The sequence below is a fragment of the Pseudoalteromonas sp. TB25 genome (assembly GCF_000497995.1).
Classification (GTDB): domain Bacteria; phylum Pseudomonadota; class Gammaproteobacteria; order Enterobacterales; family Alteromonadaceae; genus Pseudoalteromonas; species Pseudoalteromonas distincta.
Genome location: NZ_AUTI01000286.1, coordinates 1 through 16,736, shown reverse-complemented (window position 1 = coordinate 16,736; position 16,736 = coordinate 1). Strand labels below are relative to the sequence as shown.

Here is a 16,736-nt window from a genome sequence, read left to right as displayed (position 1 = left end):
CCATCAAATGATGGGCTTTTATAATTTTAACTAATCTAACAAATTAGATTAGAAAGTGTAACGTACGCCTACACGCATTTCCCATAATGACGCACCAGTTTGTACTGAAGTATTAGCGTTATTACCGTTAAAGCCTGAGTAAACGTAACGACCTTGGTCATCAATAGATGTTGAGATCATGCTTGCGCCTACGAAAGGACCTTTCTTAAGTACGCCCCAGTCATCATTTAGCATGTTTGTAAGGTTATCAATTACAAAGAATGCTTCACCTTTATGGCCTTCCATAAAGCCTGGTAATTCTTGTGTAACTTTAAGGTTAAACTTAACAAACCAGTCAGCATTTTGTTGGTTACGACCTGTAATTTCACCACGTTTAAGTCCTTCAGAAGCAATAAAGTCGTTAAACTCATTGATTTCATCAGCCGACATGTTGTAAACAACGTTAGGATCGTTTTCAAGTGGAACGTACATTAACTGACGGTTGCCATTCCAGTTGTTATCACCAAAGGTAGTGTTGCGGTTAGCATCTGTGTTATCGCTACCATCAAACGTAAAGCTGTAAGGTAGGCCTTTGTATGCTTCACCGTAAAGGTTAAAGCGTGTCTCAAAGCCATCTACAAACTCATATTTGTAACCAAGCGTCATAGTAAAACGATGCGGAATTTCATAATCTGAAGACGCAACACCTGGGTTACCTGGGTTAGTAAGTGCGATGTTACCATAGTTAGAACCAGCTACAGAGCTAGTCATTGGGTTTACATCGTCTGCATCTGTGTATGCGTAACCAAAGCTAAAGTTGATGCCGTTATCAAACATTTTGCTAACTGCTGCAGAGATAACTGAAGAATCACCGCTATCGCCACTAACATTTGTTAATAAATACTCATTACTACGACCTTCGATTGACTCGTAAATAGGACGACCATCAAACGTTGTTTCGCCGCTATCTTGAAGTGCAATATCACGCATCAATGCAGCATCTTTCTTCTTCGAGTATAGGTAGTCTACAGAGATTACGTATTCGTCTTCAGTTGTGTATGTAGCACCAAGAGAGTATTTCCACTCTGAAGGAATTTCAAAATCTGGGTCTACAGCATTAACTGTTGCATCGCCTACACCAATTTCTGTATTTGCAACAATGTCAAACATACCTTGTGGTACGTCAAAACCAGGTGTACCGCCGTTTACGTTAGCTGTATTGAATAAATCTACACCACGGAACTGCGTACTAATGTTTGTAATACCATCGTTAGAGTATGAGTTAGACAGCCATACGTTCGGGTTACCACCAGAGAACAAGCCTAAGCCAGCACGTACTTCAAGTTCGTCAGTTGCATACCATTGGAATCCAACACGTGGCTGCAGTAAGTCAATACCGTCGAATGTAGACTGGTTGCTGAAACCGTAACGGTTAGTGAAGTTTTGGTTAAAGTTAGGAACGTCATCACTTGTGTACTTGTCGTAACGTAAACCAAACTGAATGGTTGCATCTAAGTCAGTGAATGCGTATTCATCTTGGACATAGAATGTATGCTGCGCATATTTAAAGCTTGCAGCCGCATCATTCGGGTTATTAGTACCTGCAGCATTGTTGTAGTAGATACGCGCTGCTTGACCTGCTTCAAAGTCGTCAATTGAGTCAAAGCGCCACTCACCTTCTGTTTGCTGTACGAACAAGTTAAAAACAGATAGCTCTTCAAACTCGTAACCAGCAGTAATTGTGTGTTGATCTAGGTAATAAGTACCAGCAACTTTAAATGTAGTTGTGTCGTAATCTAGATCGTTTGATTGACGAGAATCATCTGGACCAATGAATACAGTACCGCCATTATCAGTACGTATTTGCATTTCACCAAAGCTGCTTGCAGCATCTAATGACTGAACCGTTGCATCTAGCTCTGATTTACCTAAACGAATTTCAGTAGAAAAATCGTCTGACCAATCAGAATATACAGAACCAATGATTGATGTAAACTCAGCACTTTGATTGTAGAAGTGGTTTGATAAAGAAACGCGGCTAGAACCAGTATCAGACTGAGAAATTGTGTTACCGTCGTTGTAGTTATAAATTAAGTTTGCACGGTGATCTTCGTTGATGTTCCAATCTAGTTTTACTAAGATTTTTTCATCTTCAACAGGCATGCTTGATGGCATACCGCCTGCATCGTAGCCGTAAACTGATTGAGAAATACTCTGAATGCGAGATACGTCATCAGCTGTAACACTACCACTGCTAAGGCCGTCGTAATTAAACTGGCGAACACCTTCAAGTTTTTCGTATGAAGTGAACAAGAATAATGTATCTTCAACAAGCGGAAGGCCTACGTTGAAACCGTAACGTTTTTCAGTGTAGTTACCGTTATCAACTTCATTACCTTCAATTTCGTCGCCTTTCATTGAATCGTTTGTGTAATCGAAGAAAACACCACCGTGAACGTCGTTGCCACCAGATTTAGTTACAGCGTTAATATTACACGATGTAAAGCCACCGTATTGAACGTCAAAAGGTGCTAGTTCAGCTGAAACTTGTTCAATAGAGTCGAAAGAGAAAGGGGCACGGATAGTAGGGTAACCGTTTGAGCTTAAGCCGAAGTTATCGTTCATGCGAACGCCGTCAAGCGTTAAGCTGTTGTAACGTGGGTTACCACCACCACAGTTGATTGAACCACGGCTATCATCAATTGTGATACGTGGGTCAATACGGATGATATCTTTTAAATCACGGTTGATGGCTGGTTGGTTTTCAAGATCCGTTAGCGTAAAAGTAGACGCAGGACCTGTACCACCAGACATAGCACTGATAGGAGCACCCGTAACTACAATTTGCTCGATGTTAGAGATATTCTCTAAAGAAGCATTTACCGGGTAATCGTTACCAATGTTAAGAATAATGTTATTGAACTCTTGGTCTGCATAAGTGTCAGAATCTACAACTACTCTGTATGGACCACCAACACGCAGGCCTTTAGCTGTAAAGTAACCAGCATCATTAGTTTCAGTTGTTTTAACTGAGCCTGAAGGAACGTGTAAAATTGTAATTTTAGTGCCAGCAGCAGGGTTGCCGTTAGGACCAGTGATTTGACCTTTAATTGCAGATGTTGTTTCATTTGCAATTGCAGCGCCACTAACACCAACACATGCTGCGATAGCAAGTGATAGGGCCGTTTTGCGTATTTGAGTTTTCATTTAATTTTCCCGTGTAGTTAATAATTAAATTTTTATATTTTTATTTTAAAATTTTTCAAAATAAACAGTTAAAGTTCATTTATTCAAAATCCGTTACTAGTGTACCTTATTTATTCGTTACAAATAAAATACAACTGCAATATATTTTTAATAAATAGTACTATTTTTGTCTATTTGAGTGTTTTTTTTGAGCAATAACTCTATATCGGGGTATATATTACGTGGGCTTTATGACAAACATGTGAAATTGGGGTGCGAAAAACAAAAAACCCATCACAATTTTGCAATGGGTTTTGTTAACAAATAACTTAATGTGTTATTACTTACCTATTAAGACTTAAAACTTGTAGCTAATACCAACTTTAGCCTGCCAAGCTGATGAGCTAGTTTGGTATTGACTGTAGTTACGAACGTCAGCACCATTAAATTTGCCATCAATTATATAACGACCTTCATCATCTAACCCACCAAAATCATAAACAGCTTGATCAGAGAAACCTAAGCGTTTTTCAACACCCCAATCACTGTTTAGTAAGTTTGCGAAGTTATCAACCATGAAGTAAACCTCACCGCTGTGACCTTCAGCAAAACCTGGGATTTCTTGTTTGATACTTACATCCATCGTAGTAACCCAAGGTTGAGTACCTGAGTTACGGCCTAAAATTTCACCACGTTCTGAGATACCAGCACGATTTAGAAGCGTTTCTAATTCATTCCAAGATAAACCAGACTCATCCCAATTTACATTTTGATCATCAGCGCCAGTTGGAATGTAAGCTAGGTAAGCTGAGCTTGAGTAAAAGTCGCGTGTATCACCTAAGTCACTATCTTGATACATGCCCATAGTGTAGCTAAATGGACGGCCAGAGCGGCGTTCAAAATACACGTTAAACTTAGTTGCATAACCACTGAAAAATTCAGTGTTATACGCTAGGTTTATTTTAAAGCTGTGCTCTACTTCGTATGAACCACGATCTGCAAAGTCTTCATTACGGTTACGTGTAATGTTGTATTGGTAGTTACTTTGAGCACGAGAAGATGAACCCGATGAGGCCTCAGTTACGTCTTGGTGTGCATAACTTGCAGAAACATACAGGCCATTTTCAAATTCTTTTGCAATGCCGGTAGAAATAATGATTGAACGTCCATCGTCAGATGAATTAGTCATTGCAATATCAAAGTTATCTGCAAGGTCGCCAGTATAAATACTTTCGTTAATTACACGCTCACCATCAGCAGCAACACCAATTGGGTTTAAAGCAGTGTTATGCCATACAGCTTCGTTTTCTTTTTTATGGTAAGCAATTTCTGCTTGCCATTTGAAGCCTTCTCCAAGTAGTTCTGAGTCAAACTCGTATTCAAAACCAACTTGAGCTCTTATGCTCGATGGAAGCTCAAAATCAGGGTCAACATAGTTTGTGCTACCGGCACCTTGGACTAACGTGTCTTTAATAGCGTCAGGTACTTGCGTAATATCGGCTTGGTTATTGGCGTAATAATCATTAATAGCGCTTTGTGGTGCTTCAACAAATGTAATACCGTCATTTTGGAAAGAGTTATTGTACCAAACGTTTGGAATACCACCTTGGAATCGACCTATACCACCATTAATGGTTAATGCTTCAGTTGCATAATATTTAAAGCCAATACGCGGTAAAATTATATCTAAACCATCAAGATTCTCTTGATTGCTAAAGCCGTAAGTATTTAAAAAGTTTTCGTTTAAAGTTGGTTTATCGTCTGATGATAAACGCTCATAACGAACGCCAGCTGTTACTTCTAAATCATCACCAACATAAAAAGTATCTTCGATATAAAGTGCTAATTGGTTACGTGTCGCATCGTATGCAGTGTCATTTGGGTTATTTGTGTACGCGTTACTGTAAGAAAAGTCGTATGTACCTCTAAAGTTACCCACTTCACGGTTTGCAAAACCTTCGAAGTCATCAAATTCCCAAGAACCTAATGAGTTAGATGCAAATAAGTTATATAAATTTAGCGATTCATACTGCATACCAAAGTTAATTTCGTGCTCATCCATTAAGTAAGTGGCATCGAAAGTAAGCGTTAAGTTTTCAGTCGATGAGCTATTTGCATGGCGGAATTCATCTGTACCAAACTCATAAGCTGGACCACGGAAGTACTCTTCAACTTTCACAAAGCCAATATCAGAGTTAGTTAAGCTTCTTGATGATACATCTTTGTAAGCGATACCAATTTCAGTTGAGAAGTTTTCATTCCAGTCTGAATATAATTTTGTCGCAAAATTATTGAATTTAGTAGCGTAAGTATAACGGCTTGNNCCGCCAGTGCCGACATTTGTTTCGTCTTTATCGTCTTGCCATTGGTAAGTGAAATCTAAACGATGATCATCATTAATATTCCAACTTAATTTAACAAGCAATGATTCGTTTGTATCTTTAGGGTCACCACCTAGAGAATCGGTTAAGCCGTATTCATTATTTAAAATATTAATAAATTGGTTGTAGCTTTCTTCTGTTACATCATATTCATTCGTTGCACCAGAGCCTTCAAAACCGTAATCTAAATCAAGTTCACTTGTCCATTTGTTGTAGTTAACAAAGTAAAACAAAGTATCGTCGATTAATGGGCCGCCAACATTAAAGCCATAACGTTTCTCAGTTTGAATTGGTTCTACCTGATCAATAACGTATGTACGGTGTCCATCTTCATCTAAAACAGGGTTACCATCTGCATATACTTGAGAAATACTGTCTACATCACCTGCAATATCAGGAGTAGATATTTCATAAAAGCCAGAAAATTTAAACTCATTAGTACCTGATTTTGTTACTGCATTAATGGTACCTCCCCCAAAGTTACCTTTAGAGGCTGAGAACGGAGATACATCAACAGAAATTTGCTCAATTGCATCAAGTGCTACAGGTGGTTGCGAAGTAGGGTAGCCACCGTAACTTAAACCAAAGTCATCATTTTGGCCAATACCGTCAACAGTTAAGCCATTTGAACGTGGGTTACTACCTGCAAACGTTAGCTCACCACTACCATTAATGCTGGCGAGTGGATTTAAACGCGCAATATCTTTAATATCACGGTTAAAGCTTGGCATATTCTCAATAGTGTCAGAGCCAAATGTACTGCTAGAGCCACCTGATTGCTGAACAATCTTATAACCAGACACTTCAATCTTTTCGATGTTTAGCGGAGCAAGCTGCGAGCTTAAACGGTAAGTTTCACCCAGATTTAGATAGATATTTTCAACAGTCGTATCGTTAAATGTATCAGAATCGATGATAACCATGTAAGGACCACCTACACGTAAGCCATTAGCGATAAACGTACCACTTTCGTTTGTAGTTAGTTCGCTAATAGTTCCCGTTGGTTGGTGAACTACTTTGATTTTAACGTTTGCAGCACTGCCACCTGAAGGCGTCGTAATTTTACCACGCATTGCAGATGAAGTATCAGCAGCCATTGCGCTTGTAGAAACACCTAGAGCTAAAATTACCGCTCCAGTTAATTTCGAAAGGCCAAGCTTAGTCATAATGTTGATTTCCCGTGTGTAGGTTATATAAATTTAATACTGTTTATTTATCAGTCGTCATTTTTAGTGCCGTATCTAACTCTTTTGCAGAAGGGTCAAATAAGGCGTTTAATAGTCCAGCTAGTCGAATACCCGCTTGTTGTAGGCGTGTTTTTACAATTGGAGTGTTGTTATAAATGTAGCTGTACCCAACTTCGTCGTTGGTGTACTTATAAATTTTTGTTGCTAAATTGTGTGATTCTTCAACCCAAGTTTTAGGTGAGCTTTGTAAATATTCAGCAATTAATTCGCTGTTATTTGTATCAATAAATTGAGCGTATTCAGTAAACGACAAGTTCTCGTTCTCAACTAACTTTGTATCCCAAAGGCTGTGAAGGTTTGTTTCTTCGTTAAAAAAAGAAACCTTAATACGGTTACCACCTCTGTCTTCACCTCGACCGGCATGAAAAGGTTGATGACTGTCGCCTACTAAATGCACTAAAAAACGCAAACTGAACTGTTTAGCATCTAAGGTGCTATTTTTATCGGTGAGCGTTTGCATTGAATAGTGAATACCCTCGAGGATATTACTTACAGATTCTTTGTTTTTAGTATGATCGTGATTGAAGCTGAAAGATTTTCCTGGGGCTGCATTAATGTAATGCCAACGAGATGATTTCTTTTGCCAAAAGTCGCCAGGAGCAGAGCGCATTTCATCAGGCCACGTTGATATTTGCGCAAGTGACTCACCATCTAAATAAGGTTTAATTGCTGCTTTAGTTGTTTCGCTTATATGAGATTGTGCAATCTGCCCTACAATACGGTGGCCATTTTGACCCCAAGCGTGTGAGTTAGTGCTTGTGAATATCGCACTAATCAAAAGCGCAGAAGATATCGAGTACTTTATATTGTTATGCATTAAAACTTCCTAAATGAATATTTCATGGGGTTGCTATAAGCTAATGCGGTCAATTGTCCTCATTTTTAATGTTGATAGGAAGGACTTATTAAAATTCATAATTTCTTATTAAATTACGTTTAAAATCAGTATCTTATATTTAATAGGTAAAATTACTTGTTGTAATAGGTAAGCGAAATTGTTCAAATACCCTATATCGTCTATTTTTGGGTGGCATTGCTTTGAATTATAAAAATATTGTGTTGCACAAAATGTTAATTGTTACATTTTTGTTTCTATTATTGGTCGTTACGTGGGTTTGCGGTCAAGTTAGTGTATACAATGATGATTTACATTTTCCGGTTATGATCGAAACCTCAACAGAGTGTCAAACAACTGCTACAAGTAATAAAGACCAATTAATTGTTTTTACACAATCAAAAAAAATAGCCAAGTTATTAACACAAAAGTTATGCTCTGATAACGTAGTAGCTAAGCAATATGGCTCGGTAAAAGGGTATTGGGGATATAGAACGGCAGATAGCTTTGAGTTTGTTGGTAAAGGAATTGCTGACCTAATTTTGGCTAAAAGCAATATTATGGCTGCATTTAAAGCGGAGTCGACCTATAACTACCAACCCGTAGTTGGTTTTTCTGACTACACGGCATTTTTTATATCGTCTAAAGAAAAACCTCGAATTACTAAACAATATTTTTTAGATAAACGCATAGGTTTGCTTGATTATCCTACCAGCCGATCAGGGCATATTTTACCAAAGCAAATGTTTAAAGAACTGGATATAAATTTAGCTAATTTGAAAATCACTTATGCTAGTTCTCATAACGAATTACGCGATTTACTCGCCGACGGAAAAGTAGATATTATTGCTTCGTTTTGGAAAGAGAGTGACGAAAAACGTTTTTCAAAAAACTATATTACGCCTTTGAGTAATAATATTACTGGAACAAGATGGTATTTAAAAATGCAGCAAAATAATACTGATTTATTATGTGCAGTACAGGCAAATTTGCTTGATATGTCTAAAGATCAAAGTTTGCATTATTATCAAAATGCACAATCGTTTTGGAGTTGCGGTACTAGCTCAGTAAACTTAAAAGAGGAAGTTAGTGATGAGTAAATATAAACAACTACTTGTTTTACTATGCTTATTTTTAACTCTATCTTCTGTGTTTTATATTTCTGTAATTCAAAAAAGCCAGCAAGTAACTAAACAAAAAATAACGCAGATAGAAAGGCAAATAGCACTCGACTTACCATTACTTGATTTATCAAATGAGCTGCTAAAGCATTCGGGGAATAAAGATGCGGTTAATAGCTATATTAAAACCTTAAATAGCTACATTAATTCGAACGATCTTAAAGTTGTTGCTATTGCACCAAAAGGCGAAATGCTAGCACCTGTAAACTTACACCAAATAACACGTAGTTTGAGCACTAATAACGGACCTGTATTAGTTGTATTTAACGTTCAGCAAACCCACTTTACATTAAGCCATTTTATTTACTATTTTATATTTTTAGTATTAAGTGTGTTGATTAGTTTTTGGGTAAAATTTGCGTTTATTAAACAAAGTAATAAGCAGTTTAATAATGCGCAGCATCAGTCAATTACAGAGCCTACGCCGCTGATGCTTATAGTTGACCTTAACGATAAAACACTATCAAGTAGTTGTAGTGCAGAGCAAAAAGTGGGTTTAGCCAATAAGCCATTATGCTTTTATTTAGCACTTGTAGAGTATTGTACAAATAACGATGATGTAGCGCTTAGTCATAATAAAGATGTACCAGAGGAGCTTCTAGAGCTCGCTAACAAGTATTTTTATAGGTTGGTAGAGCTTGGTCATACGGTTAGAAAAAGGCCTAATTTTAATAATAGCCTAGAAAAAACCTTGAGTGAGATACGTGCGGCATTAGATGAAGTACTTAGCGAGTGTCCTGAAGAAAAAGAGTTATATTACCCACCTAAAGCCTATGGAGAAGGCTCTCGTTCTCGTTTGCATAGTTATGGGCTGGCAAATATTAAAAAAGGTAATATTGAAATAAGAGGAAAGTAACTAGATTACTTTCCTCATATTCTTAGAGGTTATTTAGGGGTAAATTCAGCCGCTTTGAGAGGGCTATTTTTTGAAATAAAGTCTTGAAGTGCTTTAGCATCTGTTTCGTCTGTACTTACAAAGCCTTTTTTATTTGTAAGTGCAGGATAACCATCACCGCCTGATGCGTTATAGCTATTTAGACTCATTCTGTATGTTTTATTTTTATTAAGCGGTTCGCCATTGATCAAAACATTAACCAACTGATTATTTTTACGCTCAAACGATATTTTATGGTATTGCAAATAAGCACCAGCATCCGGTGGGAAGCTCGTTACTGTATTTAAGTAATCCCATAAATCACTGCCTTGCCAATCCATATAAGTAATGCGGTTTTTAAAAGGATGTACTTTTAAAATATCTTTATAGCTTACTTTACCAGCCTCTATTGAGCTGCGAATACCACCGCCACTTATTAATCCAAAGTCTGCATTTACTACATCCATTTGAGCTTGAATAATTACACGTGCAAGGTTTGTTTGTTGGTAACGAACTTTGTTTCTGTCACCTTCTAAGCGAGCATCTACTTCACCAATGGTACCTTCAATTTGTTTAGCGCCTTTAGCTTGGTATACCGCTAAATAAGATTCAAGTTTAGGGTCTGGTTTAATGTACTCGTTTGCTAATACTGCTTTAGTAGAGCCATCAGCTTGAACTTTATCTACATACAAATTAACAGGCATGAGTTTGTAGTCTAGTAACGTTAATTTTCCGTTTTCAAGCTTAAACTCAGCTTTACCAACATACTTACCCCATTCATGGGCTTGCATAATGTAAGTACCGTTTTGCTGGTCTGGCTTACAGGCAAGGCCAGGTTTAAAGTTGTCGTCATTTACATTTGTATCACTCATACACACAGGTTCTTGTGAGTGCCCGCCAATGATCATATCAAGTGTGTTTGCAGGAAGTGAGCGAGCAAGTGTTACATCACCTGGTGCATTAATGCCAAAGCTAGCATCAACATAATGACCCATATGAGTCAGCGCAATGGTAATGTCAGGGTTGTACTTAGCTTTTATTTCTTTAGCTAGTTTTGCAGTAACGTCAACAGGGTCTTTAAACTCTAAGTGGCCAATATACTGAGGATTACCAATTTTAGCTGTGTCTGTTGTTGTTAATCCAATAACAGCAATAGTTAAGCCATTTTTTTTGAATATTTTATAGCTATCAAACGCATGTTCGCCTGATTCTTTTTCAAATATATTGGCTGATAGAAAAGGAAAGTTCACCCATTTTTGCTGTTGCTTCAATACATCAATAGGGTTATCGAATTCGTGATTGCCTAATGCCATTGCATCATAACCAATCAGCGACATACCTTTAAAGTCAGGTTCTGCTTTTTGTAAATCTGACTCAGGAATACCGGTATTAATGTCACCACCAGAGAGAAGTAAAACGGCATGACCTTGCTTTTGGGCGTCATTACGTAAAGAGTCAATTAACGTTTTGCGAGCGGCCATACCGTATTCGCCTTTTTCGTTTTGCCAAAAACGGCCGTGATTATCATTAGTATGAAGAACAGTTAAATATTCAGTAGGAGTACTGTTAGAGGTTGATTCAGGAGCAGGAGATGTACATCCAAGTACACTAAAAATAATCGAAAATAAAATAATTATACGCATAAAATACCTATGGATTAAGGTCTACTTAATTTATCAAGCGGGTAGTTTAAACTAGTTTTATGCTAAAAAAACGTACTTATTGACATTTTATTTAGAAGGTACAGTTAATCGATTTGTGGCGGCACTTTCGCGACGCTTTAACTCTGCATCCGCATATTCCCGCTTAGTATGGTTTATACCTACCATCCACGTTAAAAAGCTCGCCGGTAGTTTTGTGTATGGTTCACCTTTGTGTAAACCAAAGTCGCAAATTGTTTGTTTAGTGTGTGGCATTGTTAGATCCTGTTGTTTGTGTTTTTTTAAGGTAACAAATAAGTGACCACACTTTTAAGATGATTTAATTTTAAATAGTTAGATTTATATAGCAAAAAAGAATATAAATAATGGCATATGTAATTAATTTGTTATCAACACGGTCTTAATTGTATCAACTCACACTTTAGAATCGATTTTAGTCGCCGATGGCATTAATGTGTTAACGCATTAACTAATTATTTAAAAAATATAACAACAGGAATAAAACATGAAAAAACTTTTACTTGGCTCAGCACTTGCTGCAGCAAGTTTTACAAGCACCGCTACTATAGTTGAAATGAACACGAGCCAAGGTGTCATAGAGATTAACCTATTTGATCAACAAACCCCCAAAACAGTCGCAAATTTTTTAAGTTACGTTCAAGACGATTCATATAACGAAACAGTAATTCACCGCTCTGTTAGTAACTTTGTTATTCAAGGTGGTGGATTTACATTTTCTGATTCGCTAGATGCGATTACTACAAAGCCCGCTGTAGATAATGAGCCCGTTTTTTCTAATGTTAAGGGCACCATTGCGATGGCTAAATTATCGGGTGATGCTAATAGCGCAACAAGTCAGTGGTTTTTTAATATTACAGACAATAGTGCAGCACTTGATACCCAAAACGGTGGTTTTACTGTGTTTGGACAAATTACTGCAGCAAGCCAATCAACGTTAGATAAAATTGCAGCGTTAGTACACTGTGGTGAAACACCCGTGGTTGATATTACTGCCGAGCAATGTGCAAGTACTGATGTAACAATTAGTAGTGCTAACTTAGTGACTATTCAAAATGTGGCGGTAATGGATGATGATCCTAATTCAGCAGCAGGCCTTACTGTTACTGAAAATACGTTAATTGATTCTGACACATCAACAGATTCTAGTAGCAGTTCTGGCGGCGGGTTAATTTGGCTTTTAGGTGCTTTTTTACTTGCGGTACCTCGTTTAAAACGTGCTAAATAATTAAAATTAACGGTAATGTGGATGGCCTAAACCAGCCGTCCACATTACTATTATTAAACTTTGCTATTTAAAATAGTACTCGCCAAACCATTGCTAGCCAAATTGAAAACACACAAACACAACCCAGTAAAAACACTTTAAAACGTGCGCGTACGTTGTTTTCACCTAAATGAATAACGCTATGCACAATACGTGTTGCTACAAATAAACAGGCCAGTATTGCCACAAGTGTACTGGCGCTATTTAGTTGCAGTGCAAGTAAACATCCCGCGTAAAAAAGCACAGGTATTTCAAACTGATTTGAAAAGTTTCTATCTGCCACCCTAATAGTGTCGCCAGCCTTATCTAACTGCATTGTTTTAAAGTCACTTAAATCTAGTTGTTTGTTTTTAGCTGCGGCAAAGCGCCTTTTACCCATAATGAGCATGACAACCAGTGAAAGCGTAACTTGTGCAAACATGGCAAGTATGATGATTTTTTCCATTGTTTTTCCTTATTATTATTTAGAATTTGCGTATTTTTTGATATTGAATGATTTTTAATCACGCAAGGTTGGCAGACTCCCAACTAATATCCGATTATGAAGACATTTTTCACAATGTGTTACACAAAATAGCGTTATTTTGTAGAAAGTTATTAATTGAAAATGTTAGTTTAGCTTAACTATATTGCTTTGAATTGGCGCACGCTATTTTGCGCAATACTTTTTAATGGAAAACAAAAATGAAAAAGATTATTGGTTTTAGTGCAATCGCACTTGCAGTTTTAAGTGGTTGTTCAAATACGGCTTCGGTTTCAGTGGCGCCTCAGGCCTCTTTACTATCAGATACGTTAGTTGTAAGTCCTAACGATAACCGCGAATATAAAACACTTAAGCTGGCAAACGACATTGAAGTAATTTTAGTGTCAGATCCAGGTGCTGAAAAATCTGCAGCGGCACTAAGCGTTGGTGTTGGTTTACTGCACGACCCAATGTCGCAACAAGGTATGGCGCATTATTTAGAGCACATGCTGTTTTTAGGCACAGAACGCTACCCAGACACAAAAGGGTATTCTGATTTTATGACCAAAAATGGTGGCGCGCACAATGCGTATACTTGGCTCGATATTACTAATTACATGTTTAAAATTAATAACGACGCGTTTGATGAAGGGCTAGACCGTTTTGCTGATTTTTTCAAAGCGCCTAAGTTATACCCAGAATACACAGATAAAGAAAAAAATGCAGTGAATGCAGAGTGGTCAATGCGCCGCGAAATGGACTTTTTTGGACAATTTAAACTCGCGCGCAAAATGATGGGCGATCACCCAGCTAATCGCTTTTTAATTGGTAACCTAGAAACCCTTGGCGATAAAGAAAACAGTTCACTTCATAAAGAAACGGTTGATTTTTATAATAAATACTACTCTTCAAATATTATGAAAGTTGCGCTTATTTCTAATTTACCTATTGCTGAAATGGAGCAAAAAGCGCAAAAATACTTTGCTGACATAAAAAATAAAAATATCGAAAAACCAACAGTGACTGCAAAACTTGATTTTGATAACGCTGGCGGAAAACGCGTGTTTTATGCACCAAATGAAGATGTAAAACAGCTGCAACTTGATTTCACCATTGCTAATAATAATAGCGAATTTGCACTTAAACCAAACCGATTTGTGGCGTATTTACTAAGTAATGAAATGCCGGGCAGCCCAGCGCAACTTCTTCGTGATAAAGGATGGGTGTCTCAGCTTTCAGCTTCAGCTGCACCAAATCAATATGGCAACTATGGTTCGTTAAATGTAAATGTAGAGCTTACAGATGAAGGCATGAAAAATCGTGACGAAATAGTTGCGACTATTATGCAGTACATCGATTTAATTAAAAAAGAAGGCGTTGATAGCAAGTACTTCAACGAAATTCGTACTTCCCTTAATAACCAGTTTAAGTTTTTAGAAAAAGGTGATGAGTTTAATTATGTAAGCTCGCTTACGCAAAGCATGCAAGACTATCCGTTAAATCACGCTATTAATGCACCTTATTATTATGCAAAGTTTGACGCTGACGCTGTAAACAATGTACTTGAGCAGTTAAATGCCGATACCCTTCGTATTTGGTATGTATCGCAGCAAGAAGAGACAGACTCAAAACTACACTTTTACGACGGTAAATACCGCATCAGTGACATTAGCGATGATGAAATTGCCAGCTGGAAAAAACCAAGCGAATTTAAGTTAGCACTACCGACTGTAAACAATTTATTGCCTGAAAATTTTGCAATAAAAACGCAAGCATTTAAAGAGCAAAAACACCCAGAACTTGCTTACGATAAAAATGGTGTAAAAGTATGGCGCCAAGCAAGTCAAAAATTTGCAGAGCAGCCAAAAGGGCTTGTTGAAGTTTATATAAATACTCAACCCGGTTTGAACGATATTAAAGCAGAAGTACTTTATTCTGTTTGGGCTGATTTATACAATATTCAACAAAGTCAGTTAAGTACCGAAGCAGCAATCGCCGGTATGAGCGTAAGCTTAGCACCGAGTAATGGTCTTGTTTTATCTATGAGTGGTTTTACAGATAAGCAAGATGTATTGCTTAAACAAGCTTTAACCGGATTAAAAGCCGATGAAACAGCACAAGCATTTAGCCAAGCGGTAGATCGCTTTAAGCGTAATTTACTAAACCAACAAAAGCAGTTTCCGTATGCACAAGCATTTGGCGAGTATTCAAAACTAACCCGTACAGGTGGCTTTGATACAGATGCGCTTATAAAAGCCGCTGACTCACTGAGTGTTGCCGACTTAGCACAATTAAAAACAGCTACGTTTGCACAAAACGATTTACGCGTATTTAGTTACGGTAACTACGATCAGCAAGATATTGACGCGATTGCACAAGAGTTAAGTGCAACATTACCAAGTAATCATAAGCGCAGTGAATTTGCACGAAGCAAAGCGTGGTTGCCACAACCGGGCGAAACACTGGTACTGCAAAAAGATATCGATGTAGCCGATGTAGCGGTGGTTGATATGACCGTTCATCCTGTTGCGGGTTACAAACAAAAAGCAGAAGCAGCTGTATTACAAAGCCACTTTAGAACAGTTGCGTTTGATAAAATGCGTACTGAGGAGCAACTTGCATACGCAGTAGGTGCATTAGCTCGCCCAATCGAGGATTACTCAGCAATTGGTTTGTATATTCAAACACCAGTTAAAGGACCAAAAGAAATACAAGCTCGTTTTGATAAGTTTAAAAAAGAATACGCAGTTGAACTTGATAACATGAGCGAAGAGACTTTTGAGCAGCTGAAAAACTCTACCCTTGTATCACTTAAAGAGCAGCCTAAAAACTTAAGTGACGAAATGAGCCCACTTATAAACGATTGGTACCGTGAAAACTTTACCTTTGATTCTAAGCAAAAGCTGATTGATGAAGTTGAAAAAGTAACGCTTGCAGATATAAAAGACTACTACAAGCAAACAATGCTTAACCCTAATGCTGCACGTTTAAATGTGCAATTACGCGGGACTAAGTTTATAGAAAGTGACTTTGCCGATTTACCAAATCAAACTAAAATCACAACGCTTGATGCCTATTACAATGGTATTAAACTACAAAAATAAGCTTTATTTATGTAGCTAAAATAAACCCCAATGTATCACTACATTGGGGTTTTTATTTATTCAGCTAATTTACTAATAATACCAATTCGCTTAATTAAGTGATCTATTTTGAGGATGGAAAAACGTGTTGATAGCTAGGCAAAAAATTCGCTATTTAGTTGTTCTAAATGAAAATTTTTTAACGCAGGTAGCGACTCGTTTAGCCCCGCAAAATGATTAAGTATTATTGCGGATTGGTATAGTATTTAAGCCATTATTAAAAAGCCTATAACAGCTAATGCCGCAGCAATTAGCGTGTATGGCAATTGTGTAACAGCATGGCTCATTAAATTACAACCAGAACCTTGCGCTGCGAGTACGGTTGAATCTGAGTAAAAACACGCTTGGCTACCAAAAGAAGAAGCCGATAATAGCGCCCCAATGACCAGTGGTATGTTTGCATCAACCGCATTAGCCAGTGGCATAACAATGGGAATTGATACAGCAAAAATACCCCAGCTAGACCCCGTTGCAAACGCTAAAATAGCCATTGAAATAAAT

General features: G+C 37.6%; 11 protein-coding genes. 4 read left to right on the top strand and 7 right to left on the bottom strand.

The features are described from left to right. Positions 1-48 precede the first annotated feature (48 nt). The 3 genes from L652_RS0109965 to L652_RS0109955 form a co-directional block, all read right to left on the bottom strand. Positions 49-3,186 carry a TonB-dependent receptor gene (locus L652_RS0109965; protein ID WP_024595880.1) on the bottom strand — a complete coding sequence of 1,046 codons (3,138 nt, stop codon included), beginning with the start codon at positions 3,184-3,186 and terminating at the stop codon, positions 49-51. Positions 3,187-3,523: 337 nt separating this feature from the next. Beyond that, a complete protein-coding gene (locus tag L652_RS0109960) occupies positions 3,524-6,712 on the bottom strand; it encodes a TonB-dependent receptor (RefSeq protein WP_024603435.1) in 3,189 nt (1,062 codons plus the stop codon). Positions 6,713-6,755: 43 nt separating this feature from the next. Beyond that, complete coding sequence (locus L652_RS0109955; RefSeq protein ID WP_024594577.1) at positions 6,756-7,610, bottom strand: S1/P1 nuclease; 855 nt, start codon at positions 7,608-7,610, stop codon at positions 6,756-6,758. A 251-nt stretch (positions 7,611-7,861) separates the two neighbouring features. On the opposite strand from L652_RS0109955, the gene L652_RS0109950 reads away from it, so the two are divergent. Further along, positions 7,862-8,728: a hypothetical protein gene (locus tag L652_RS0109950; protein WP_084324632.1), complete on the top strand. Its 867-nt coding sequence runs from the start codon at positions 7,862-7,864 to the stop codon at positions 8,726-8,728. Further along, a complete protein-coding gene (locus L652_RS0109945; RefSeq protein WP_024594579.1) occupies positions 8,721-9,665 on the top strand; it encodes a hypothetical protein in 945 nt (314 codons plus the stop codon). The genes L652_RS0109950 and L652_RS0109945 overlap by 8 nt, the downstream gene beginning before the upstream one ends. 29 nt (positions 9,666-9,694) lie before the next feature. On the opposite strand, the gene ushA is transcribed toward L652_RS0109945, so the two are convergent. Both ushA and L652_RS0109935 read right to left on the bottom strand, forming a co-directional pair. Next, the gene (ushA, locus tag L652_RS0109940) at positions 9,695-11,326 is read right to left on the bottom strand and encodes a bifunctional UDP-sugar hydrolase/5'-nucleotidase UshA (RefSeq protein ID WP_024594580.1); all 1,632 of its coding nucleotides are present in this window, start codon (positions 11,324-11,326) and stop codon (positions 9,695-9,697) included. An 87-nt stretch (positions 11,327-11,413) separates the two neighbouring features. Further along, on the bottom strand, positions 11,414-11,599 hold the full coding sequence (locus tag L652_RS0109935; RefSeq protein ID WP_024594581.1) for a hypothetical protein: 186 nt from the start codon (positions 11,597-11,599) through the stop codon (positions 11,414-11,416). Positions 11,600-11,849: 250 nt separating this feature from the next. Here L652_RS0109935 and L652_RS0109930 point away from each other — a divergent pair, with 250 nt between their 5' ends. Next, a complete protein-coding gene (locus L652_RS0109930; RefSeq protein WP_024594582.1) occupies positions 11,850-12,590 on the top strand; it encodes a peptidylprolyl isomerase in 741 nt (246 codons plus the stop codon). 67 nt (positions 12,591-12,657) lie between these two features. Here the strand turns inward: L652_RS0109930 and L652_RS0109925 are convergent, their stop codons facing one another. After that, positions 12,658-13,074, bottom strand: coding sequence for an MAPEG family protein (locus tag L652_RS0109925; RefSeq protein ID WP_024594583.1), 417 nt, complete (start codon positions 13,072-13,074; stop codon positions 12,658-12,660). Between the two features lie 239 nt (positions 13,075-13,313). Here L652_RS0109925 and L652_RS0109920 point away from each other — a divergent pair, with 239 nt between their 5' ends. Further along, positions 13,314-16,196, top strand: a complete 2,883-nt coding sequence (locus L652_RS0109920) for an insulinase family protein (protein WP_024603434.1) — start codon at positions 13,314-13,316, stop codon at positions 16,194-16,196. Positions 16,197-16,441: 245 nt separating this feature from the next. On the opposite strand, the gene L652_RS0109915 is transcribed toward L652_RS0109920, so the two are convergent. After that, on the bottom strand, positions 16,442-16,736 hold a 295-nt coding region (locus L652_RS0109915; RefSeq protein ID WP_029770255.1), incomplete at its 5' end, for a Na+/H+ antiporter NhaC family protein.

What these genes read in the sequence shown, in the direction of transcription:
- L652_RS0109945 (WP_024594579.1), top strand. Translation starts at nt 8,721, where the DNA reads ATGAGTAAATATAAACAACTACTTGTTTTACTATGCTTATTTTTAACT.
- L652_RS0109955 (WP_024594577.1), bottom strand. Translation starts at nt 7,610, where the DNA reads ATGCATAACAATATAAAGTACTCGATATCTTCTGCGCTTTTGATTAGT.
- L652_RS0109935 (WP_024594581.1), bottom strand. Translation starts at nt 11,599, where the DNA reads ATGCCACACACTAAACAAACAATTTGCGACTTTGGTTTACACAAAGGT.
- L652_RS0109920 (WP_024603434.1), top strand. Translation starts at nt 13,314, where the DNA reads ATGAAAAAGATTATTGGTTTTAGTGCAATCGCACTTGCAGTTTTAAGT.
- L652_RS0109950 (WP_084324632.1), top strand. Translation starts at nt 7,862, where the DNA reads ATGTTAATTGTTACATTTTTGTTTCTATTATTGGTCGTTACGTGGGTT.
- L652_RS0109930 (WP_024594582.1), top strand. Translation starts at nt 11,850, where the DNA reads ATGAAAAAACTTTTACTTGGCTCAGCACTTGCTGCAGCAAGTTTTACA.
- L652_RS0109965 (WP_024595880.1), bottom strand. Translation starts at nt 3,186, where the DNA reads ATGAAAACTCAAATACGCAAAACGGCCCTATCACTTGCTATCGCAGCA.
- ushA (WP_024594580.1), bottom strand. Translation starts at nt 11,326, where the DNA reads ATGCGTATAATTATTTTATTTTCGATTATTTTTAGTGTACTTGGATGT.
- L652_RS0109925 (WP_024594583.1), bottom strand. Translation starts at nt 13,074, where the DNA reads ATGGAAAAAATCATCATACTTGCCATGTTTGCACAAGTTACGCTTTCA.